We start from the raw sequence: 21,786 nt of genomic DNA, 5'->3' as shown, positions 1-21,786 counted from the left end.
CGATGCCGTCCTCCGCGACATCGCACTCGCTCAGCCTAGTGCGAACGGCTCAGGACGTGGGATCGGGAAGCACACGCAGGTGCCCACGTCGGCCGGTGCGCGTGGTCGGCGGCACGACGGCCCGCTGGGGTTCCTCGGCATCGTCGTCGGCCGAGTCGGAGCGGGAACGCTCACCCAGTCCGGCCTCGCGTACGGCCTCGGCGAGGGCGGTCAGATCGTCCTCGTCGGGGGTGCCCGACGAGAACGCTCCCTCGTACCGGACGAGTTCCCATCCCTTGGGGGCCGTGATACGTGAACCGTGCATCTCGCAGAGATCCCACGAGTGCGGTTCCGCGACGGTCGCCAGGGGGCCGACGACGGCGGTGGAGTCCGAGTACACGTAGGTCAGCGTCGCAACAGCAGGGTTCTTGCACCCAGGCCGGCAGCATCGACGCAGTGTTCTCACGACTGGGAGCGTAGCGCGCCGAGCGCTCCAGGACTATTCGGACACACCGAAACGGGCGGCGGATTTTCGTGTCGTAGTGTCCATGGCATGGTCCGCGCACGACGTTCCCGCCCTGTGTCGTCCCGTTCCGTGGCACGCCGCGGCAGAGGAATCCGCGGTCCCCTGTTCCCGCAGAGCCTGCCCGCCTGGAAGACCCGCGCCGAGAAGTTCGACCTGCTCGTACTCGGGGCGTTCGCGCCGATCGACGCGCGCTGGCACGACCGCCTCACCAAGCTCGACATCGCCGTGGACGAGGTCCCGAAGATCCGGGCGCGCGATCCCGACTCGGTGAACTGGCCCGACGAAGTGGTCGCCGACGGGCCGGTGCCACTGTCCCGGCTCGTGCCCGCCGGGATCGATCGACGAGGGGCCGCCACCCGGGCGCGGATCGTGCTGTTCCGTCGCCCCCTCGAGGTGCGAGCGAAGGATCCGGACGATCTGACGGATCTGGTCCACGACGTCCTCGTGCACCAGGTGGCCACTTATCTCGGCGTCGAACCGGAAGTGGTGGATCCGACACTCGACGAGGACGACGAGGACTGAGAAACGTTCCGGACACATGACGAAGGCCGGGTTGCTCGTCCCCCACGGCCGCAACCCGGCCTTCGTCATCCGATTCGGTGTTTCACTCGGTCCCGTACTCCCCGTACCGGGCCGAACTCCTCGTCAGACTATTCCGCGCTTGAGGCGACGGCGTTCCCTCTCGGAAAGCCCGCCCCAGATACCGAACCGCTCGTCGTGAGCGAGGGCGTATTCGAGACATTCGTCCCGGACTTCACACCCCATGCAGATGCGCTTGGCCTCTCTGGTGGATCCCCCCTTCTCGGGGAAGAATGCCTCCGGATCGGTCTGCGCACAGAGCGCACGCTCCTGCCACTGCTCCTCGCCATCCGCAGGGTCGCCGAATCCCGAAATCACACTCAGGACGGGCACCCCGACGTCCGGGTAGTCACAGACAGCCTCGACTGCAGTATCGCTTCGAATGAGCTCGAAGCTGTCGCGCTCGCCGGCCATTGTCCCTCCTCACCTGCAGCGCCGAATCATGACCGGGGATCAACCCGCTGCCATCCCTCGAATACTCGTTCGAATGCGGGTTCACCGCAAGGAATCTCGAATTCGATTATCGAATGACATGTATGTGATTAGACACTTCGGGTGTGTCGCGGTCAAGCGGAGCGGCGTTGTTCACATATCATCGGCCGCTTTGCCGAAACGCGTTTCGGACGGCGCGCGACCGGGTAGATGACGCACCGCTTAGGCTTGGGCCGTGAATGTGACTGTATTGGTCGGAGGTGTCGGTGGGGCGCGTTTTCTCTCAGGTTTGCGCCGACTTCTCGATATTTCCCCCGGCGTCGAGCCGAATCCGGACGCGGCACACCGCATCACCGCGATCGTCAACGTCGGCGACGACGTCTGGATGCACGGTCTGAGGATCTGTCCGGATCTCGACACCTGCATGTACACCCTGGGGGGTGGGATCGACACCGAACGCGGCTGGGGCCGTGCGGGCGAGACCTGGAACGCGAAGGAGGAACTCGCCGCCTACGGTGCGATCCCCGACTGGTTCGGTCTCGGCGACCGCGACATCGCCACGCATCTCGTCCGCACGCAGATGCTGCGGACCGGCTATCCGCTCTCCGCCGTCACCGAAGCACTGTGCACCCGGTGGAAACCCGGCGTGACCCTGCTGCCCGTCTCCGACGACCGCAGCGAGACACACGTCGTCATCACCGATCCCGAGGACGGTGAGCAGCGCGCCGTGCACTTCGAGGAATGGTGGGTCCGCCACCGCGCCCAGGTGCCGACCCACAGCTTCGCGCACATCGGCGCGGAGGAGGCGAAGCCGGCTCCCGGAGTGGTCGAGGCGATCGAGAACGCCGACGCCGTCCTGCTGGCCCCGTCCAATCCTGTCGTGAGCGTCGGCGCGATCCTCGCGATCCCGGGTATCCGGGGCGCATTGCGCACCACGTCCGCGAAGATCGTCGGCCTCTCCCCTGTCATCGACGGCAAGCCCCTGCGCGGGATGGCCGATGCGTGCCTGGACGTCATCGGGGTGGAGACCACCGCCGAGGCCGTCGGCCGGTACTACGGTGCCCGCTCCGGCACAGGCATTCTCGACGGGTGGCTCGTGCACTCGACCGACCGCGCCGAGGTACCTGGCGTCGAGGTCCGGTCCGTTCCCCTGCTCATGACCGACACCGACGCGACGGCCGACATGGCCCGCGCCGCCCTCGAGTTCGCCGGAGTGAACCTGTGATGCCGGACGCCGTCGCCGACCCCTCGGTGCGCGACCACGCGCCGGGCGGTCCGATCGAGATCCTGCCCGTCCCCGGGCTTCCCGAGTTCCGCCCGGGAGACGACCTGGCTGCGGCCGTCGCCCGGGCCGCACCGTGGCTGACCGACGGGGACGTCCTCGTCGTCACGAGCAAGGTGGTCTCGAAGGTCGAGGGACGGATCGTCGCCGCGCCCACCGATCCCGACGCCCGCGACGCACTGCGCCGGCGTCTCGTGAACGAGGAGGCCGTGCGCGTGCTGGCCCGCAAGGGCCGCACCCTCATCACCGAGAACAAGCTGGGCATCGTGCAGGCGGCCTCCGGGATCGACGGGTCGAACGTCGACAGCGCCGAACTCGCGCTGCTGCCCGAGGATCCCGACGCGAGCGCCTCTGCCCTCCGCGAGCGGATCGGTGCGCTGCTCGGCGTGCGGGTCGCCGTGGTGGTCACCGACACGATGGGTCGCGCCTGGCGCAACGGGCAGACCGACGCCGCGATCGGATCGTCCGGGCTCCCCGTCCTCCACGGCTACGCGGGCTCGCACGATTCGCAGGGCAACGAACTGCAGGTGACGTCCGTGGCTGTGGCCGACGAGATCGCCGCGGCCGGCGATCTCGTCAAGGGCAAGCTCGGCGGTGTGCCCGTCGCCGTGGTGCGCGGACTCGACCTGCCCGACGACGGCTCCACCGCCCGCGCCCTGCTCCGCAGCGGCGAGGACGACCTGTTCTGGCTCGGCACCGAGGAGGCCCTCGAACGCGGCCGGCGCGAGGCACTTCTGTTGCGCCGGTCGGTGCGGCAGTTCGCTGCCGAACCCGTCGACCCCGAGGATCTGCGCGAGGCGATCGCCGAGGCCCTCACCGCCCCCGCACCCCACCACACCCGTCCGGTGCGGTTCGTGTGGGTGCGCACCGAACAGGTCCGTCGGCGGCTCCTCGACCGCATGCGCGAGAAGTGGGCCGAGGATCTCCGCGGCGACGGACTCGACCCGGTGGCCGTCGAACGCCGCCTCGCCCGCGGCGCGATCCTCTACGACGCGCCCGAGGTGATCGTTCCGTTCCGGGTGCCCGACGGCGCACACCACTACCCCGACGCGCGTCGCACCGCCGCCGAGGCCACGATGTTCACCGTGGCCGCCGGCGCCGCGGTCCAGGGCCTGCTCGTGTCCCTGGCCACCCGCGGCCTGGGGAGCTGCTGGATCGGTTCGACGATCTTCGCGCCCGAAGTGGTCCGCGGGGAACTCGGGCTGCCCGCCGAATGGTCGCCGCTCGGAGCGGTCGCCGTCGGCTACCCGCTCACCGAACCGGAACCGCGCGAACCCGCGGATCCGGGCGACGCCCTCGTGGAGCTGTAATCGTGTCGGCGCGTTCCCTGCACGCCTCGGCGATCGACCGGCTCACCACCTGGCACACCGACTCCGAGGACGCCGAGTCGCTGCGGCACACCATGCTGGCGTTCCTCGATTCGGCGCCCGACGGGTGTCTGCGCGAGCACGTGCCGGGGCACATCACGGCGTCGTCGATCGTCCTCGACGCCGATCACCGCAACGTGCTGCTCACCCTGCATCCTCGGGTGGGGCGGTGGATCCAGCTCGGCGGTCACTGCGAGGCGTCGGACGAGACCGTCGTCGCCGCGGCACTGCGCGAGGCCACCGAGGAATCGGGCATCGCCGATCTGATGATCGATCCGGATCTGCTCTCGGCGCACACCCATCCGATCACGTGCTCGCTCGGAGTACCCACCCGGCACCTCGACCTGCGGTTCCTGGTGACGGCACCCGTGGGCGCCCGGCCGGTGCGCAGCGACGAGTCCACCGACCTGCAGTGGTGGCCGGTCGACGCGCTGCCACCGGAGGCCGAACACGAGACGATCGCGCACCTGGTGCGGCTCGCGGCCGCCCGACGGGCCTGAGACACCCGCGCTCGTCCCGGCGGGGCCGCCGGGACGAGCGGAGGTCAGAACCGGATCGGTCCGAGCTCGGGATATTTCGGGGTGATGCCGTCGCCGGAGGAGACTCCGCGCAGTCGCCGCCCGATCCAGGGGACGAGGAACCCGCGCATCCATGCGCGGTCCGCGGCACGTTCCTGGGCCCGGGTGAGGACGGGTGCCTCGTCGAACTCCACCGGTCCGAGATCGTGTTCGACACCGAGCAGGTCGAGAACGCGGATCGCCATGTTGTGGTGGCCGGCCGCGGACATGTGCAGCCGGTCGAAGTCCCACATGCGCAGATCCCGGTACTCGTCGAAACGCCAGAAGTCGACGATGGTCGCGCCGTGCCGGTCGGCGATCGCCCGGACGAGCTCGTTGTACACGGCCCAGCGGCCGCGCAGGATCCCGAAGACCGGCGCCCAGCTGCCGTCGTAGGCCGTCCACATCAGGACGCGGGCGCCGGTCGCGGCGAGCTTGCCGACCGCCTCGTCGTATTCCGCCGCGAGCGCGTCGAGGTCGAGCTTCGGACGCATGAGGTTGTTGCCGCCGGCGTAGATCGTCACGAGATCGGGACGCATCGCCACGGCGGTCTCGAGCTGCTCGTCGATGATCGGTCGCAGCAACCTGCCCCGGATGGCGAGGTTCGCGTACGCGAAGTTCTCCGACCGGCGCGCCAGCTCACCGGCGACGAGATCGGCCCAGCCGCGTACCCCGTTGGGACGCGCCGGATCCGGATCACCCACACCCTCGGTGAACGAATCACCGAGGGCCACGTACCTTTCGAAACCCACTTCGACCTCTCGACTCACACGTCGGTACTGAACCGGATACCGCCGTCGGGGATCTTCACTCCCGGCCACACCCGGGCACCGCGCAGCAGCTCGCATCGCGCACCGATGTCGGCGCCGTCACCGATCACACCGTCGCGGATCAGGGCCCGCGGACCGACCCGTACACCGAAACCGATGATGCTCCGTTCGACCACCGCACCGGCCTCGACCCGCGCACCGTCGAAGATCACCGCGCCGTCCAGGCGGGCACCCGCACCGATCTCGGCGCCGCGGCCGACGACCGTGCCGCCGATGAGCAGGGCGCCCGGGGCCACGGAGGCACCCGGATGCACGAGCGACTCGCCGCGCTGCGGCGGGAGCGCCGGGGACGGAGCGATACCGCGGACCAGATCGGCCGAGCCGCGGACGAAGTCCTCCGGGGTTCCCATGTCGCGCCAATAGGCCGCGTCGACGTGCCCGTACACCTTCTTGCCCTCGGTCAGCAGCGTCGGGAACACCTCGCGCTCCACCGACACCGGACGGCCCTCGGGGATCTGCTCGATGATCTCGCGGCGGAAGACGTAGCAGCCGGCGTTGATCTGATCGGTCGGCGGGTCCTGAGTCTTCTCGAGGAAGGCGGTCACCCGGCCGTCGTCGTCGGTGGGGACGCAGCCGAAGGCACGCGGATCGCTCACCCGCACCAGGTGCAGGGTCACGTCCGCCTCGGTCCGCACGTGGGTGTCGAGCACCGCACCGAGATCGGTGCCGCCGAGCACGTCGCCGTTGAAGACCATCACGTTGTCGGCGCGCAGCTTCGGCAGCACGTTGCGGATACCGCCGCCGGTGCCGAGCGGCTCGGTCTCGGTGACGTATTCGATCTCGAGGCCGAAGTCGGAACCGTCGGCGAAGTGCTGCTCGAAGACCTCGGCCTTGAACGAGGTGCCGAGGACGACGTGCTTGATGCCCGCCTCACGGATCCGCGCGAGCAGATGGGTGAGGAAAGGCACCCCCGCGGTGGGCAGCATCGGCTTGGGTGCCGACAGGGTGAGCGGCCGTAGCCGCGTGCCCTGTCCACCGACCAGAATCACCGCATCGGTGTGCGGTGCCGACTCACTCGTCATCGTCTCCCCTGTTCACTGTCGTGCCGACCCGAATGTCCCGGTCGGTCCTCCCGTTCCGACGCTCCCGCACGGCTGCCGCGACCGCGACCCGCGATCGCACCGCGAGCCCGGCCCGCAACGCCCATCGCAGCGGTGCCTGCCACCGATGGGGGTGGCGGTCCGCCTGGAAGCGGTAGGCACTCTCATGGTGTGCCGGGAGCATCAGTTCGGGGTGCCGTCCGGCCGCGTGGCCCTTGGCGTGGGTGACCACCGCGGACGGCACGTACACGTTGAGCCAGCCCGCCCGGCCGAGCCGGTCGCCCAGGTCCACGTCCTCCATGTACATGAAGTATCGCGAATCGAAGCCGTCGATCGAATCGAACGCCGCGCGTCGCAGCAGCAGGCACGATCCGGACAGCCAGCCGACGGGGCGCTCGCCGATCTCCTCGTTCTCCTGGCGGTAGCGGCGTGTCCACGGGTTGGCGGGCCAGACGGTGCCGAGCAGCGCGTGACCGGCACCGGACGCCAGGGTGGGGACGGTGCGCGCCGAAGGGTAGACGCTGCCGTCGGGTTCGTGGATCAGCGGTCCGAGCGAGCCGGCGCGCGGCCAGCGACGCGCCGCCTCGAGCAGTTCGTCGATCGAACCGGGGTGCCACCGGACGTCCGGGTTCACGACGATCACGAACTCCGCGGACGGGTCGATCTCGGCGACCGCGCGATTGATCGCCCCGCCGTATCCGATGTTCCCGCCGGTCCGGAGCAGTCGCACGTTCTCGTGTGCCGCCTCGGCGGCCTCGGGAGCACCGTCGGTCGAACCGTTGTCGGCCAGGATCACCTGTGTCGGCAGAACGGTCGCGGAGGTGAGCGAGGTGAGAAAGTTCTCGAGGTGCTCACCGGGCGAATAGGTCACCGTCACCACGGCCAGCGTCGAATCCACGCCGGTCACCTTAGCGACCTCGGCGGTGTGCGACACCTCACGGGCCGTTTCCTCACACGTCATCGCGCGGGCGGCACGGTTCCGCCGCCGGCGATCGCCTCGTGCAACGCCTCCCGCCACGGACGGAAGCGCGTCAGGCCGGCACCGATCCAGGCACTGTCGTCGAGCACCGAATAGGCCGGCCGCGGCGCGGGGCGGACGAACTCGTCGCTGCCACAGGGCTGCACCCGCTCCGGGTCGGCGCCGATCTCCTCGAAGACCGCCCGCGCGAGGTCGAACCACGTCGCTTCCCCGGCGTTCGTGGCATGCAGGATCCCACCGGGGATCCGGTCACCGTGCCCGGCGAGTTCGATCAGTCCGTCGGCCAGGTCGCGCGCGTAGGTGGGGCAACCACGTTGGTCGTCGACGACGCGCAGGGTCTCCCGCTCGCCCTCGAGCCGCCGCATGGTCGCGACGAAGTCGTTGCCGTCGCCGGTGTACACCCAGGCGGTACGCACGACGTGCGCGGTGGGAAGCACCTCCAGCACCGCCCGTTCACCGGCGAGTTTGGTGCGGCCGTAGGCGGTGCGCGGGCCGGTCGGCGCGTCCACGCGGTAGGGCTCGGTCGCGTCGCCGGCGAAGACGTAATCGGTGGAGACATGGACGAGACGCGCGCCCTTGTCGGCACACACCGCGGCCAACACGCCCGGGCCCGTGCCGTTGACCTCAGCGGCCCGGTCCTCGTCGGTCTCGGCGGCGTCGACGGCGGTGTACGCCGCGGCGTTGACGACCACGGAACCGGGTTCGACCGCGGCCGCCACGGCCTGCGGGTCGGTGATGTCGACCTCGGACGATCCGACACCGCGGATCGGTATTCCCGCCGCCGTGCCACGGTTCACGAGATGACGGCCGAGCTGGCCACGGGCTCCGGTGACGAGAACGCTACGCACTCGAAGAAGTCTGGCACGCCGGAGTGGTGTGCGCCGAGCGAGCGCACCCACCAGTAGCCTTCACTCGAGAGACTCGACCATCGACCCGTAACACCCACAGGAGGAGCACCAGGTGCCGCCAGAGCCGCGTCGCCGCACCGGAAGGCGTCCCAGTTCGACGGGACGCCGCACCCGTGCGGGCGATCCGACAGCTGCCGACGGCAGGTACCGCCGCGAACCGCGCGCCGGGCGGTCCCGGCCCGAGTCTGCCGCCGGGCAGCCCCGTCACGATTCTGCCGCCGGGCAGCCCCGGCGTACCGCCCGGCGCCGGCCGCCCCCTCCTGCCGGGGCCGCGCCGGGAGAAGTGCGGGTGTACAACGGCAGGCCGTGGCAGATCGCCGTCGCGATCGCGGCGTGCCTCGTGCTGGTCGTCACCGGTGTGGCCTGGCGCAGCGTCGACGCGTTGCAGTCGTCGCTGGCGTCGGTACGGGGGCTCGCCCTCGGCGACGGGGAGGACGGTGCCGTCGACATCCTGCTGGTGGGTACGGACAGCCGTACCGACGCGCACGGCAATCCCCTCTCCCAGCGCGAACTCGACGCGCTGCGCGCAGGTGAGGAAGTAGCGAACAACACCGACACCATCATCCTGATCCGCGTACCTAACGACGGCCGGTCGGCGACCGCGATGTCGATCCCACGCGACACCTACGTCGAGGTTCCCGAGATCGGGATGTCGAAGATCAACGCGGCGTACGGCGCCACGAAGGCGAACCGGCGCACCGAACTGATCGAGGCGGACGCCGACACGAGCGAGGCCGAACTCGAAGCCGAGTCCACCCAGGCGGGCCGGGAAGCCCTGATCGAATCGGTCGCCGACCTCACCGGGGTGACGGTGGACCATTACGCCGAGGTCGGGCTTCTCGGGTTCGTGCTGCTCACCGACGCCGTCGGCGGTGTCGACGTGTGCCTGAACGCGCCTGTGGACGAACCGCTCTCCGGTGCGAAGTTCGATGCCGGTGTGCAGACCCTGCAGGGTTCGGATGCTCTGAGTTTCGTCCGCCAACGTCACGATCTTCCCCGCGGCGATCTCGACCGGATCGTACGGCAGCAGGTGTTCATGGCGTCGCTGGCACAGAAGGTGCTCAGCGCCAAGACCCTGTCCAATCCGTCCAAGGTGAGTCAGCTGACCGCCGCGGTGCAGCGGTCCGTGGTGCTCGACTCCGATTGGGACATCATGGCGCTGGCCACCCAGCTGCAGGGCCTGGCCGGAGGCGACGTGACGTTCTCGACGATCCCGGTGCAGGACATCAACGCGATGACCGACTACGGCGAATCGGTGGTGCAGGTGGATCCGGACGAGGTACGCGACTTCGTCGCCGAGTTGATCGGCCGGGAGCCCGACGGCAGCGAGACCACCTCCACGCCGATGCCCGCCCCCGACATCGACGCATCGACCGTCACGGTCGATGTCGCGAACGCCGGATCGGTGTCCGGACTGGCCTCGCAGGTCGCTGCGACTCTGTCCGCAGAGGGATACGTCGAGGGCGAGGTGGGCAACTACACCGGTTCCGGCGTGGGAACCTCGACGGTTTTCGGTGCCGAGGAGGACTCCGACGAGACACGCTCGGTGGCGGCGGCACTCGGTGGCCTCGACACCGAGTCCGATCCCTCGCTGCCCGCCGGCACCGTGCGGGTGGTGCTCGCCGGCGACTACACCGGTCCGGGCTCGGCGTCCTACACGGGGTCGTCCACGGCCGCGTCCGCCGCCGACGCCGGTGTGAGCCCGGCCGGTGGCACCGCCACCCCGGCTCCCGCCGCACCGCCCATCGATGCGGGATCCGACGGCCCGCGCTGCGTGAACTGACAGCTGCGAGAGCCGACAGCTGCATGAACCGACATCCTGGAAGAAGACAATCGTGACCACCCTGACCGACGCCCTGCTCGACCCGATTCTCGCCGACGATCCGGCGGGTCCGCGGATCACCTGGTACGACGACGCGACCGGTGCACGCATCGAACTGTCGGCCCTGACCCTCGCGAACTGGGCCGCCAAGACGGCCAACATGATTCGCGACCAGTTCGGCGTCCTTCCCGGCGGTCGCGTCGCAGTGCTGCTGCCCGCGCACTGGCAGAGCGCCGCGGTGCTGCTCGGTGCGTGGTGGGCCGGTACCGAGGTCGTGCTCGAGGCCGATCCGGACGCCGAGCTCGCTTTCGTCACTTCCGACCGGCTGGACGAGGTCGATGCGATCCCCGAGGTCGCGGCACTGTCGCTCGATGCCTTCGGCGCCCCCGTGCGCGACCTGCCGCCCGGGATCACGGACTATGCGACGGATGTGCGGATGCACGGAGACCAGTTCCGGTCCTCGGGGTCGGGCGATCAGGTCCTCGCCGGACGCTCCGTGCCGGACGTCGTGGCGGCGGCGAAAGATTCGGCTACCTCCGCGGGGATCCGCGGCAGCGATCGCGTGTTGTCGAGCCGTGATTGGTCCGAACCGGACGCACTCGTCGACGGCCTGCTCGCCGTGCTCGCGGCGGGAGCCTCCCTGGTGCAGGTGAGCAATCCCGATCCGGACGCGACCGAACGACGCGTCGCGAGCGAGAAGGTCACGGTTCGCCTGGACGGGTAACGCTGCGCTCGGTACGGTAGCCGCCGTCCGCAAGACCCGCCTCGATCTCGAATCTGTTGCGGGGACCGGGGTTGCGGAGTTCCTCCGCGAGGTAGCGGACCGCGAATCCGAGTCCGTATCGCGCCCACTGGTCGACGTGGATCGCCTCGTGCCGCACCAGGCGGCGCGGCGGAGCCTTCCGGGTGAGGAAGACCCCGCCGACGGTGGTGCCGCCGCGCGCGAACCCGCCACGCATGCCGGTGGCGACGTAGAGGCCGTACTCGGGGTCGAATGTCACGGTGCCGCCCCACAGTCGGGCCCAGCACAGCGCCAGCATCGTCACGACCCGCACGGCGGGCACTCCCCGCGCTGCCCGGGTCGTGCGGTCGGGCATGCCGATTCCGTTCGCCACGAACCGATTCTACCGACCCGACCGCACCGCGACCTCAGCCCGCCGCGGCGGCGACCGGCGACACCCTGCTCGCGCGTTGCGCCGGGATCAGCGAGGCGATCACCCCGGCACCACCACCGGCGAGGACGATGCCTGCGAGCTGCCACCAGGGAACCGATCCGAGGCCGACGTGGTTCGCCCCGATCACCGACGCGGTTCCTGCCGCCCCGAGCAGCAGCCCCAGAGCCACGCCCAGGATGGATGCCACGCCCGCGATGATCAGCGCCTCGCGGACGAGCACGCTGCGCACCCCCGCCCGGGACAGGCCGACGGCCCGTAGCACCGCGGTCTCCCGGCGTCGCTCGAGCACCGACAACGCCATCGTGTTGCCCACCCCGATCAAGGCGATCACCACCGCTACCGACAACAGCCCACCGACGATCATCAGCATGGTGTCGAGGACCTTCTCGAACATCTGCCGCGTCTGCACCGCGCCCTCGACGTTGCTACCGGGGAACGCCGTCGCGGCGACTCGGGAGATCTCGTCGGAGACCGCAGCGAGATCGCCGTCGGACAACCCGTCGTCCAGTTTCAACCACACCGTGTCCGCCGCGGAACGAGCGAGCGCACTCAGATCACCGATGTCCATCAGGTCCGGGCCGCCTCGCTCGGTCGTCGCGACCGTCAGTGCGCGCGTACCGGTCTCGCCGCCGACCGTCACGATCTCGCCGTCACCCACCCCCAACTCGGTGGCGAGAGACTCCTCGAGCACGATCGTTCCCGGTTCCGGCAATCGGAGGTCGGCGCGGACTGTGGACGCTGCCGATCGCGCGTCGAGACCGAGTACCGAGAACTCCGTGTCCGCGACGGTGACCGAACCCGTCGCGACCTCGGTACCCGACCGGACGCCGTCGATCGCCGTCAACCGGTCGGTTGCACCGGCCGGAACCGAACCCGGCGCGGTCACCACGATGTCCACCGGCAGGTTCTCGTCGAGGAGGTCGGGAGCGCCCGCCTTCACCGTGCCGATACCCACGACCAGGGTCGATGTGAGGGTGACGCCGATGAACAGGGCGGTCGCGGTCGAGGCGGTGCGACGCGGATTACGACGTGCGTTGCCCGCGGCCAGTGCGGCCGTCGGACCACCGAATCGGGCCAGCAGATCTCCCACCGCTCCCACTGCGGCCGGCACCGTCCGCCGGGATGCGAGGAGCACCCCGACGAAGAGCGACAACCCTCCGGGGCACGCGAGGAGCACGTTGGCGGTCATGACGCCGGCCACGAGCAACGCCGATCCCGCCGAGATCGCCAGCGCAGCACAGATGCGCCGGGCCCGGGAATCCGAAATCGGTTCGGGCTGTGTCTCGAGCGGCTGCATCGCCGCGAGTGCGGGGACCCGGGTCGCGGCGCGCGCCGCACCGTTCGCGGCGATCACCGTCACCACGGTTCCCAGCACGAGGCCGAGCAGGATCGTCGTGACGGTCACCGAGATCGATGTCAGCGGGAGCGGGACGTCCGCCGCACGAGCGAGGGCGACAACGGCCGCCGCGAGGCCGTACCCGGCCAGAACTCCGAGAACCGCCGAGACGAACCCGACGACGAGCGCCTCTCCCCGCACGCTGCGGCGCACCTGCACGGCGGTGACACCGACGCACCGCATGAGTGCGAGCTCGCGGGTCCGGGCAGCGAGCAACACGGCGAAGGTGTTCGCGATGACGAGGCCGGCGACGACCACGGCGATCGCCGCGAAGCACAGAAGGATATTGCGCAACAAGGCGATATCGCCGACATAGGAGTCGGCGACCATCGTGGCACGCTCGGCCCCCGACATCACCACTGCTCCCGGCGCCGGGCCCGCCACGACGTCGCGGACGACGTCGGGGTCCCCGGTCACGCGTACCTCCCAGTCCGTGATCTCACCCGTCCACGTGCGTACCGGCCCGGCATCGGCGAAGATCGTGCGCGAATTCAGCGCGAGGGGTGAGCCGTCGAGGTCGACGACGCCGACCACCTCGACGCTCGCCGGTACCGTCGTACCGAGAACGTCGGTGATCGTCATCGAATCACCGATCGCTCGCCCGGACGACGAACCGACGAGCACCTCATCGGGGCCTGCGGGCCACCGGCCGTCCCGGAGTCGCTGCCAGCGCAGGGTCTCGTCGGCCGCGACCGACATTGCCTCGCCGTATCCGGATCCGCCGTTCTCGTCCACGATGTGCACGGGTCCGGACACGTCCAACGCCGTCGCGCGTACTCCGGGGGCGCCGGTGATCGCGGCGAGCAGATCGTCCGGCTCCGTATCGGACTCCCCCTCGGCCACGACGGCCGTGACTCCGTCGTAGCGAGCGGCGGTGGACTTCGTGATCGACGAGTCGACCGTGTCGCCGAGCACGAGTGTCGTCACGACGAAGGCCACCGCGACGAGTACGGCGAGCGCGGACGCGACGTACCGGCCGCGATGGGCGCGCGCCTGCGCCAGAACGAGCCGTCTCATCGCGCCGACACCACCGAGGATGCACCGAGGTGGCGCATGGTGTCGAGGACGGTATCGGCGGTCGGGTCGGTGATTTCGCCCGCGAGTCGTCCGTCCGCGAGGAGGACCACCCGGTCCGAGTACGAGGCGGCGACGGGGTCGTGCGTCACCATCACCACGGTCTGCCCCGTCTCCCGCACACTCGACCGCAACAGGGAGAGCACTTCCGCTCCGGCCTGCGAATCCAGGTTGCCGGTCGGTTCGTCGGCGAAGATGACGTCGGGCTGCGGCAGCAGTGCACGGGCCACCGCGACACGTTGCTGCTGGCCTCCCGACATCTCGTGGGGCTTGTGATCGAGACGATCGGCCAGTCCGAGGCGACCGGTCACCTCCTCGAACCAGGCCGCCGAGGGGCGGGTACCGGCGAGCCGCATCGGCAGCAGCACGTTGTCGCGGGCGGTCAGGACGGGCAGCAGGTTGAACGCCTGGAAGACGAAACCGATTCGGTCGCGGCGCAACCCGGTGAGAACGGCGTCGGACGCCGCACTGATCTCCACGTCCGCCCGGCGGCCGTCACCGTGGAGGACGACGCGTCCCGCGTCGATGTCGTCGAGGCCGGCGAGCGCATGCATGAGGGTCGATTTTCCCGAGCCGGACGGACCCATGATCGCGGTGAAGCGGCCGCGCTCGAATGCGACGGACACCCCGTCGAGGGCACGCACCTCGGTGTCGCCGCGTCCGTAGACACGCACGACGTCCTCGGCGGAACAGGCCGGGACGAAAGAACTGGTCGAAGTCATACTACGAACCGTAGAAATTCTGCCGCACAAGAACATCGGAGAGCGGTGCGATCTTCCTCGTCGCCCCCGTCGTACCCGGGTAGGACCCGCTCGGGGCGAGGTCCACCCGGAGTCCTACTCCCCCGCGCCGAGCAACTCGTCGGGTCTCACCAGTCCGGCGCGGAACGCGAACAGCACTGCTTGCACGCGATCTCGCGAACCGGTCTTCGCAAGGACCCGGCCCACATGGGTCTTCACCGTCGCAGGCGACAGCACGAATCGTTCGGCGATCTCGCCGTTGGTCAGGCCGTGCGCCATCGCGACGAGCACCTCGAGTTCGCGGGGGGTGAGATCCTCCGGCACCTCCATCCGCCCGGACGGCGCTCCCCTTCCGTCGAGCAGGGGTGAGACATGCTGCAGCAGTGAGCGGGTCGCGCGCGGCGCCATGACGGCGTCACCACGGTAGACGGTGCGAACCGCGGACAGCAGGTCCTCGGGGGGTGCGTCCTTGAGCAGGAAACCGCTCGCCCCCGCGGCAATCGCCTGGACCACGTAGTCGTCGTTGTCGAAGGTGGTGAGCACCACGACCTTCGGCGCATCGACGGAGCGCAGCAGCTCACGTGTCGCCGAGATCCCGTCGACCCGTGGCATCTGGACGTCCATGAGCACCACGTCCGCATGTACCCGCCCGAGTTCCAGGACGGCTGCTTCCCCGTCGGACGCCTCGGCGACCACCTCGATGTCGGGTTGCGATTCGAGCACCATGCGGAAACCCGCCCGCACGAGTTGCTGGTCGTCGACGAGTGCGACACGGATGGGATCGGCGGATTCGGTCACGTCCGCCACCCTATGTGGGGAGTTCTGCGCGGACACGATAGCCACCGCCCTGCCAGGGGCCGGCGACCGCGCGACCGCCGTGCAATCTCGCACGCTCCTCGATCCCGGTCAGTCCCTGCCCACCCGGCCGCGCTTCGACGAGCGCGGCCGCTCCCCTGCCGTCGTCGACGATCTCCACGACGAGCATCTCGGAGCGCCATTCGAGGCAGACACGGGCACGTGCGCGCGGACCGGCATGTTTGAGCACGTTGGTGAGCGACTCCTGCACGATCCGGTACACCGACAGCCCGAATCCCTCCGATACCTCGCGAGCCCGGCCGTCGACCACCAGCGCGACCTCGAGACCGCTCGCGCGCACCTGCTCGACGAGCGCGGGCACGTCGTCGACACCGGGAGTGGTGGTGAACTCGCGTGGCGAGTCCTCGCGCAGCACCGACAACAGTGAGCGCATATCCGTGAGCGCGCGGCGACCGGTGTCGGCGATCGTGCCGAGTACGTCGGCTGCGGTCTGCGGGTTCGCGGCCGCGGCGTATCGCCCGCCGTCGGCCTGCGCGATGATCGCGGTGAGCGAGTGCGCGACGATGTCGTGCATCTCCCGGGCGATGCGGGTGCGTTCCTGGGTGGCCGCGAGTTCGGCTTCCTTGAGACGTTCGAGTTCGAGGAGCCGATTGCGCTCGGTCAGTGCGTCCATCTCACGCAAGCGCAGACCACGCATCCGGCCGAACGCCCATACCCCCGCGACGAACATCGCGACGAGCAGCGCGGACGTCACCGTCACGAACAGTGTGCGGCCCTCGTACTGGTCGAAGTACCGCACTCCGGCGATCGCGCCACCGACGACCGACACCACGAGCGCGGTGTTCGCCGCCCACCGCGGAGCGTAGGCAGCGAGGGCGTACACCGCGGCCGGTACCGCGAACGGTGCCGCGGCGTTCATTTCCGGGAGGATCGCCAGATGTAGGTAGGCGGCGGCCGCCACGATCCCCCCGGCGACGAGGGGACGAGTGCGTCGCCACGCCAGCGGCACCGTCATCGCGACGGCCACGCCGGTCGCCCACGGTCCTTCGTCTGCGGAGAGCGTCCCGACCACGCTCAGGAGTACGAGCGCAGCGGCGAGGAACGCGTCGATCGTCCCGACATGGTCCCGGCTCCAGCGGTGCCACCGCTCGACCAGAGGCACCTTCGGGCCCGTCAGCCGAGCAGTTTCTGCCGCAATGCCTCGTCCTTCTCGAGCACCATCTGCTCGAGACCCGCCTGGAACCGTTCCATCCGCTCGCGCAGCGCCGGATCGGAGGCGCCGAGGATGCGGGCGGCGAGCAGACCCGCATTGCGGGCGCCGCCGATGGAAACGGTGGCGACGGGAACACCGGCCGGCATCTGCACGATCGACAGGAGCGAATCCATACCGTCGAGGTACTTCAGCGGTACCGGCACACCGATCACCGGCAGCGGGGTCGCCGAGGCCACCATGCCCGGCAGGTGCGCGGCGCCGCCGGCACCGGCGATGACGACCTTGATACCGCGACCGGCGGCGTCCTTCGCGTAGTCGAGCATCCGCTGCGGCGTGCGGTGCGCCGAGACGACACCCACCTCGAAGCGGATCCCGAACTCGACGAGCGCCTCGGCGGCGGCCTGCATGGTCGGCCAGTCCGAGTCGCTGCCCATGATCAGGCCGACCTGTGCGCCCTGCACCGCGTCATTCACCGTTTTCTCCCGTGTGTTCGTTCCAACCGTCGGTCCACACCGCGTGCGACAGCCAGTGCGCTGCGCGTTCGGCGCGCTCACGCACCGCAGCGACGTACTCGGGATCGTCGATCGATCCGGACGGTGCGCCGAGCACGTTGACGTGGCCGATCTTGCGGTCCTTGCGCTCCCCCTTGCCGTAGAGGTGCACATGCACGTCGGGCATCCGGGCGAACAGATGGTGCAGACGCTCGTCCATGCTCATCGCCGGCGCCTCGGGCGCACCGAGCACGTTCGCCATCACCGTCACCGGGGCGATCGGGCTCGTGTCGCCGAGCGGATAGTCGAGCACGGCCCGCAGGTGCTGTTCGAACTGGCCGGTGCGTGCACCGTCCATGCCCCAGTGGCCGGAATTGTGCGGACGCATCGCGAGTTCGTTGACGACCAGCTCACCGGAGCGGGTCTCGAACAGCTCGACCGCCATGACACCGACGACGCCGAGCTCTCCCGCGATCCGCAGGGCGAGTTGCTCGGCGGCGGTCGCGACGTCCTCGGCCAGATCCGGGGCAGGTGCGACGACGACGGCGCACTGACCGTCGCGTTGGACGGTCTCGACGACCGGCCACGACGCGCCCTGACCGAACGGGGACCGGGCGACCATCGCCGACAGTTCGCGCGTCCACTCGACCTTCTCCTCGGCGAGGAGCGGGACACCGGCGGCGAGCTGCTCGGCGACGACCCGGTCGAGTTCGGCGTGATCGTCGAGGATCCACACACCGCGGCCGTCGTAACCACCGCGCGCGGCCTTGAGCACGTACGGATCACCGAGCGTGTCCAGGGCCGCGCGGGCGTCCTCGACCGAGGTGATCTCCGCGAACTTCGGCATCGGCGCGCCGAGCGCACCGAGCCGCTTCCGCATCGCGATCTTGTCCTGGGCGTAGATCAAGGCCTGCGGGGGCGGCAGCACCGCCACACCCTCGCGCTGGAGCACCTCGAGGTGCTCGGTGGGAACGCCTTCGTGGTCGAAGGTGAGCGCGTGCGCACCGGTCGCGGCGCGGCGGAGGGAGTCGAGGTCGTCGTGACTGCCGATCACCACGTTCGGACTGACCTGCGCGGCGGGTTCGTCCGGGCCGGCCGCGAGCACGCGCAGCGTCTGACCGAGGGCGATGGCCGCCTGATGCGTCATCCGCGCGAGCTGGCCTCCGCCGATCATCGTGACGACGGGCATGCCGGTCGTCAGGGTGCGGGGGGTATCGGATCGGGGGGACGAATCAGGTCTGCCTGTCACGGCTGTCCATGGTGTCACAGCATGTCGTCACGCCGTCCCGGGGCACCACGCACGAGTGACGGAGGCGTGTGGGAATACCGACATGTGCGGTCGGGTTTCGGAAATTCACCTCCACGTTTCGTACACTTCTCCAAGTGGCCGTCGTCGATGAAGCGTTGAGCAGAGTTCCCCAGCCTTTGCGGGGGCTGTTGCTCCGGCATCGCGAATTGATCAAGTTCGCCATCGTCGGCGGTACGACCTTCGTGATCGACTCGTCGATCTTCTACACGCTCAAGCTCACGATCCTGGCCGAGAAGCCGGTGACCGCCAAGATCATCGCCGGCGTGGTCGCAGTGATCTGCTCGTACATCCTCAACCGCGAATGGTCCTTCCGTAACCGCGGTGGCCGCGAGCGAGCCCACGAGGCGTTCCTGTTCTTCTTCATCAGCGGCATCGGGGTGGTGCTGTCCTTCATCCCGCTGTGGATCTCGAGTTACGTCTTCGACCTGCGTGTTCCCGAGGTGAGCCTCGCGACGGAGAACATCGCCGACTTCGTCAGCGCGTACATCATCGGCAACCTGCTGCAGATGATCTTCCGGTTCTACTGCTTCCGGAAGTTCGTCTTTCCCGAGGAGATGGTGCCGGACACCCCCGCCGACGAGCACACCGGGCAGCTCGACCGATCCTGATCCCCGACCGGCCCGATCGGGTCTAACGAGGTTCGCGTGTCCCGCTCGCCGGCCGCATGTCCCGATCGCGCTGCGCCCCGAGGAACAGGGCGAACAGTGCGGGCCGGCGGCGCTGCAGTTCGAGCCGGCCGCCGTCCGCCTCCGCGAGGGCACGCGCCAGCGCCAGGCCCACCCCGGTCGAACCACCCCCGGAGAAACCGCGGTCGAAGACGTACGGTGCGACCTCGTCGCTGACGCCCTCCCCCTCGTCGGCGACCTCGATGCACACCGTGACGTCGCCGCGGGTCGCGACGTGCCGCACCGAGACCGTGCACGTGCCGCCTCCGTGCACGAGTGCGTTGTCGACCAGCACCGCGACCGCCTCCCGCAACCGCGAACCGGTCACCGCCGCCCGCAACGACGGGTCGCCGCGCAGCACCAGTTCCCGTCCGGCCTCCTCGTAGGGCCCACGCCAGTCGGCGATGACCCCGGTGAGTTCGCCGACCACCGAGACGTCCGTGCGCTGGTCGGCGCTGCTGTCGCGGGACTGGCGCACGAGCCCGTCGATCGCGGTGGTCAACCGGTCCACCTGGGCCATGGCCGCGTCGGCCTCCTCCACCACGGCGGGATCCTCGTGGGTGGACAACTCGTCCAGACGCAGCCGGATCGCGGTCATCCGGGAGCGGAGCTGATGCGACACGTCGCCGACGAGCGCGTGCTCGCGTTGCAGGCGGTGCGAGATCTCGACGGCGGCCGCGTCCAGCACGTCCGAGACGCGATCCAGCTCGGGAATGCCGTGCCGCCGGGCCACCGGGCGGAAATCTCCCTCGGCGAGGCGGGCCGCCCGGTTCGCCACGTCGCGCAGCGGGTCGGCGAGTCGGCGGGCGGTCGCCACCGCGACCAGCGCCCCGGCCGCGACGGACAGCAACACGAGCAGACTCACCGCGGCGAGCACCTGTTGTTGCAGGGTGCGCATGCTCTCCGAGGGCACCTCGATGAGCAGCGAGCCCGACGTGCCCATCGACAACGACTCGACGATCGACGCCCCGAGCACCGGCGTGCCGATGTCCAGGCGTGCCGCGACGTTCTCGGGGGTCGGATACACCACGACGGCCCGTCCGTCGGTGGGAACGAGCAGGCGCAGCGAACTCGTATCGAGCCCCCCGACGACGAATCCGTCGGTGCCCTCCTGGGCGATGATCTCGTCGGCCATGCGTTCGAGCCGAGTCTGCAGGTCGCGCCGGGCGGTGTCCTCGACGAACAGGAAGGCCGTGTAGGCCAGGGGGACGCCGAGCAACAACGCGACGAGCAGCACGGTCGCCAGGACGGCGTTGAGGATGCGGCTGCGCACGCCGAAAGGCTAGTCGGTGTTCAGCCGGAAACCGACGCCGCGCACCGTGGCGATGCGACGTTCCCCGGCCGGTCCCTCGTCGCCGATCTTCCGGCGCAACCACGACATGTGCATGTCGAGAGTCTTCGAACCGCGCAGATCGGCGTCGCCCCACACCTCCTCGAGAATGGCGTCGCGAGAGACGACCTGCCCCGCGTGCTCGAGCAGCACACGCAGGAGCTCGTACTCCTTGTTGGCGAGGGTCACTTCCGAGCCGTCCACGAGGACGCGGCGCGCGGCGCGCTCGAGTCGTATCCCGGCGACGTCCACGATGTCGTCGTTCTCCGGGCCTCCACGGCGACGCAGCAGCGCGCGCACACGCGCCATGAGTTCGGCGAGGCGGAAGGGTTTGCCGACGTAGTCGTCGGCACCGGCATCGAGACCGACGACGAAGTCCACTTCGTCGGTGCGGGCGGTGAGCATGAGGACGGCGAGATCGGAGCGGCTCGCCCGGATCTGGCGGCACACCTCGAGTCCGTCCATTCCGGGGAGACCGAGATCGAGGATGAGCAGTTCGAACCTGCCCGACAGTGCCTGTTCGAGCGCGGCCGGACCGTTGTCCTCGACGGTCACGTCGTACCCTTCGCGTCCCAGCGCGCGGGACAGCGGTGCAGCGATGGCGTCGTCGTCTTCGGCGAGTAGAACGGCAGTCACCACGCCAGCCTACGGATCGGGGTTCGCTTTGTCGGGATTACGAGCGGGTCGTGTCGGCGGTCGCTCCACTCGCCGTCACCAGGCCTTCCGGTGCTCGTGTTCGTCGCGCCGGTAGCGAGTGGTGTGACGGTCGTCGGGGCGCGACTCCTGAGCGTCGAAGGCCTGCCGGTAGAGCAGGGCGTGCACCAGCTGCACGTCGGGGATGTCGTCGAACTCGATGGGATCGTCGGCCGCGGAGACGACGACGAGCGTGCCGGTCCGCAGTATCCGGTCGACGAGACCGTGCCGGAACTGGACGTTGCTGATCCGGCCCATCGGGATGTCGATCCCGGTGTGGGTGAGGATGCCGGTGCGGACGAGGACGCGCCGGTCGGTGACGATGAAATGCGTCGTCAGCCACCCGACGAAACGGGGGACGCACAGCCGGCCGACGATGCCGATCCATGCGACGGCCACGGCGACGGCGCACACGGTCGCGGCCGCACCGTCGAGGCGCGCCTGGATCGTGCCCAGCAGGAATCCGGCGATCGTCGTGGACGCGAGGAAGATCACCGTCGGCAGCACGAGCGCCTTCCAGTGCGGATGCCGATGCAGCAGCAACTCTTCCTCGGGTGCAAGGGCGTCCTCCGGATATCCCATA

23 protein-coding genes are annotated in these 21,786 nt (G+C 69.6%); 7 read left to right on the top strand and 16 right to left on the bottom strand.

The window, feature by feature from the left end:
• Positions 1 to 49 precede the first annotated feature (49 nt).
• Positions 50 to 445, bottom strand: coding sequence for a DUF3499 domain-containing protein (locus PV766_RS08915; RefSeq protein WP_172506056.1), 396 nt, complete (start codon positions 443 to 445; stop codon positions 50 to 52).
• Positions 446 to 532: 87 nt separating this feature from the next.
• Between PV766_RS08915 and PV766_RS08910 the strand changes: the two genes are divergently transcribed.
• The gene (locus PV766_RS08910; protein WP_064065282.1) at positions 533 to 1,027 is read left to right on the top strand and encodes a metallopeptidase family protein; all 495 of its coding nucleotides are present in this window, start codon (positions 533 to 535) and stop codon (positions 1,025 to 1,027) included.
• Positions 1,028 to 1,150: 123 nt separating this feature from the next.
• On the opposite strand, the gene PV766_RS08905 is transcribed toward PV766_RS08910, so the two are convergent.
• Positions 1,151 to 1,417 (bottom strand): WhiB family transcriptional regulator, encoded by a 267-nt coding sequence (locus PV766_RS08905; protein ID WP_167352118.1) that lies wholly within the window; start codon positions 1,415 to 1,417, stop codon positions 1,151 to 1,153.
• Between the two features lie 334 nt (positions 1,418 to 1,751).
• On the opposite strand from PV766_RS08905, the gene cofD reads away from it, so the two are divergent.
• From cofD to PV766_RS08890, 3 genes are read left to right on the top strand one after another with little or no spacing between them, the layout of a single operon-like run.
• Positions 1,752 to 2,741 carry a 2-phospho-L-lactate transferase gene (cofD, locus tag PV766_RS08900; protein WP_421096888.1) on the top strand — a complete coding sequence of 330 codons (990 nt, stop codon included), beginning with the start codon at positions 1,752 to 1,754 and terminating at the stop codon, positions 2,739 to 2,741.
• Positions 2,741 to 4,108 (top strand): coenzyme F420-0:L-glutamate ligase, encoded by a 1,368-nt coding sequence (locus tag PV766_RS08895; protein WP_129976416.1) that lies wholly within the window; start codon positions 2,741 to 2,743, stop codon positions 4,106 to 4,108. Before cofD ends, PV766_RS08895 begins: the two co-directional genes overlap by 1 nt.
• Before the next feature lie 2 nt (positions 4,109 to 4,110).
• A complete protein-coding gene (locus PV766_RS08890; protein ID WP_421096887.1) occupies positions 4,111 to 4,665 on the top strand; it encodes an NUDIX hydrolase in 555 nt (184 codons plus the stop codon).
• A gap of 44 nt (positions 4,666 to 4,709) precedes the next feature.
• Here the strand turns inward: PV766_RS08890 and PV766_RS08885 are convergent, their stop codons facing one another.
• The 4 genes from PV766_RS08885 to rfbD are packed head-to-tail and all read right to left on the bottom strand — an operon-like array spanning position 4,710 to position 8,419.
• Positions 4,710 to 5,474, bottom strand: coding sequence for an SGNH/GDSL hydrolase family protein (locus tag PV766_RS08885; protein ID WP_064065286.1), 765 nt, complete (start codon positions 5,472 to 5,474; stop codon positions 4,710 to 4,712).
• Positions 5,475 to 5,488: 14 nt separating this feature from the next.
• Positions 5,489 to 6,574, bottom strand: coding sequence for a sugar phosphate nucleotidyltransferase (locus PV766_RS08880; RefSeq protein WP_064065287.1), 1,086 nt, complete (start codon positions 6,572 to 6,574; stop codon positions 5,489 to 5,491).
• Entirely contained in the window at positions 6,564 to 7,490 is a 927-nt protein-coding gene (locus PV766_RS08875) for a glycosyltransferase family 2 protein (RefSeq protein WP_051017577.1), read from the bottom strand. Before PV766_RS08875 ends, PV766_RS08880 begins: the two co-directional genes overlap by 11 nt.
• Before the next feature lie 59 nt (positions 7,491 to 7,549).
• Positions 7,550 to 8,419 (bottom strand): dTDP-4-dehydrorhamnose reductase, encoded by an 870-nt coding sequence (gene rfbD / locus PV766_RS08870; RefSeq protein WP_421096886.1) that lies wholly within the window; start codon positions 8,417 to 8,419, stop codon positions 7,550 to 7,552.
• 343 nt (positions 8,420 to 8,762) lie between these two features.
• Here rfbD and PV766_RS08865 point away from each other — a divergent pair, with 343 nt between their 5' ends.
• Both PV766_RS08865 and PV766_RS08860 read left to right on the top strand, forming a co-directional pair.
• Entirely contained in the window at positions 8,763 to 10,262 is a 1,500-nt protein-coding gene (locus PV766_RS08865; RefSeq protein WP_421096885.1) for an LCP family protein, read from the top strand.
• A 52-nt stretch (positions 10,263 to 10,314) separates the two neighbouring features.
• Positions 10,315 to 11,025 carry a TIGR03089 family protein gene (locus PV766_RS08860; RefSeq protein WP_421096884.1) on the top strand — a complete coding sequence of 237 codons (711 nt, stop codon included), beginning with the start codon at positions 10,315 to 10,317 and terminating at the stop codon, positions 11,023 to 11,025.
• On the opposite strand, the gene PV766_RS08855 is transcribed toward PV766_RS08860, so the two are convergent.
• From PV766_RS08855 to PV766_RS08825, 7 genes are all read right to left on the bottom strand, one after another.
• Positions 11,003 to 11,398, bottom strand: a complete 396-nt coding sequence (locus tag PV766_RS08855) for a hypothetical protein (protein WP_037224883.1) — start codon at positions 11,396 to 11,398, stop codon at positions 11,003 to 11,005. The genes PV766_RS08860 and PV766_RS08855 overlap by 23 nt on opposite strands.
• A gap of 52 nt (positions 11,399 to 11,450) precedes the next feature.
• Complete coding sequence (locus PV766_RS08850) at positions 11,451 to 13,889, bottom strand: FtsX-like permease family protein (protein WP_421096883.1); 2,439 nt, start codon at positions 13,887 to 13,889, stop codon at positions 11,451 to 11,453.
• Complete coding sequence (locus PV766_RS08845; RefSeq protein WP_421096882.1) at positions 13,886 to 14,668, bottom strand: ABC transporter ATP-binding protein; 783 nt, start codon at positions 14,666 to 14,668, stop codon at positions 13,886 to 13,888. The genes PV766_RS08850 and PV766_RS08845 overlap by 4 nt, the downstream gene beginning before the upstream one ends.
• A 114-nt stretch (positions 14,669 to 14,782) precedes the next feature.
• Positions 14,783 to 15,493 (bottom strand): response regulator, encoded by a 711-nt coding sequence (locus PV766_RS08840; RefSeq protein WP_421096881.1) that lies wholly within the window; start codon positions 15,491 to 15,493, stop codon positions 14,783 to 14,785.
• 1 nt (position 15,494) lies between these two features.
• On the bottom strand, positions 15,495 to 16,664 hold the full coding sequence (locus tag PV766_RS08835; RefSeq protein ID WP_129976420.1) for a sensor histidine kinase: 1,170 nt from the start codon (positions 16,662 to 16,664) through the stop codon (positions 15,495 to 15,497).
• Positions 16,665 to 16,675: 11 nt separating this feature from the next.
• Positions 16,676 to 17,188: a 5-(carboxyamino)imidazole ribonucleotide mutase gene (gene purE, locus PV766_RS08830; protein ID WP_016935202.1), complete on the bottom strand. Its 513-nt coding sequence runs from the start codon at positions 17,186 to 17,188 to the stop codon at positions 16,676 to 16,678.
• A complete protein-coding gene (locus PV766_RS08825; protein ID WP_421096880.1) occupies positions 17,181 to 18,455 on the bottom strand; it encodes a 5-(carboxyamino)imidazole ribonucleotide synthase in 1,275 nt (424 codons plus the stop codon). The genes purE and PV766_RS08825 overlap by 8 nt, the downstream gene beginning before the upstream one ends.
• A 134-nt stretch (positions 18,456 to 18,589) precedes the next feature.
• Here PV766_RS08825 and PV766_RS08820 point away from each other — a divergent pair, with 134 nt between their 5' ends.
• Positions 18,590 to 19,123, top strand: a complete 534-nt coding sequence (locus PV766_RS08820; RefSeq protein WP_064065294.1) for a GtrA family protein — start codon at positions 18,590 to 18,592, stop codon at positions 19,121 to 19,123.
• A 22-nt stretch (positions 19,124 to 19,145) separates the two neighbouring features.
• Here PV766_RS08820 and PV766_RS08815 read toward each other — a convergent pair whose 3' ends face one another.
• From PV766_RS08815 to PV766_RS08805, 3 genes are all read right to left on the bottom strand, one after another.
• Positions 19,146 to 20,453: a sensor histidine kinase gene (locus PV766_RS08815; RefSeq protein WP_064065295.1), complete on the bottom strand. Its 1,308-nt coding sequence runs from the start codon at positions 20,451 to 20,453 to the stop codon at positions 19,146 to 19,148.
• A gap of 9 nt (positions 20,454 to 20,462) precedes the next feature.
• On the bottom strand, positions 20,463 to 21,146 hold the full coding sequence (locus tag PV766_RS08810; RefSeq protein ID WP_024101522.1) for a response regulator transcription factor: 684 nt from the start codon (positions 21,144 to 21,146) through the stop codon (positions 20,463 to 20,465).
• A gap of 75 nt (positions 21,147 to 21,221) precedes the next feature.
• A complete protein-coding gene (locus tag PV766_RS08805; protein ID WP_421096879.1) occupies positions 21,222 to 21,785 on the bottom strand; it encodes a PH domain-containing protein in 564 nt (187 codons plus the stop codon).
• Between the last annotated feature and the right edge of the window lies 1 nt (position 21,786).

The sequence above is a fragment of the Rhodococcus sp. As11 genome (genome assembly GCF_048957735.1).
GTDB lineage: Bacteria > Actinomycetota > Actinomycetes > Mycobacteriales > Mycobacteriaceae > Rhodococcus > Rhodococcus gordoniae.
This window is presented reverse-complemented; position numbering and strand designations above follow the sequence as displayed.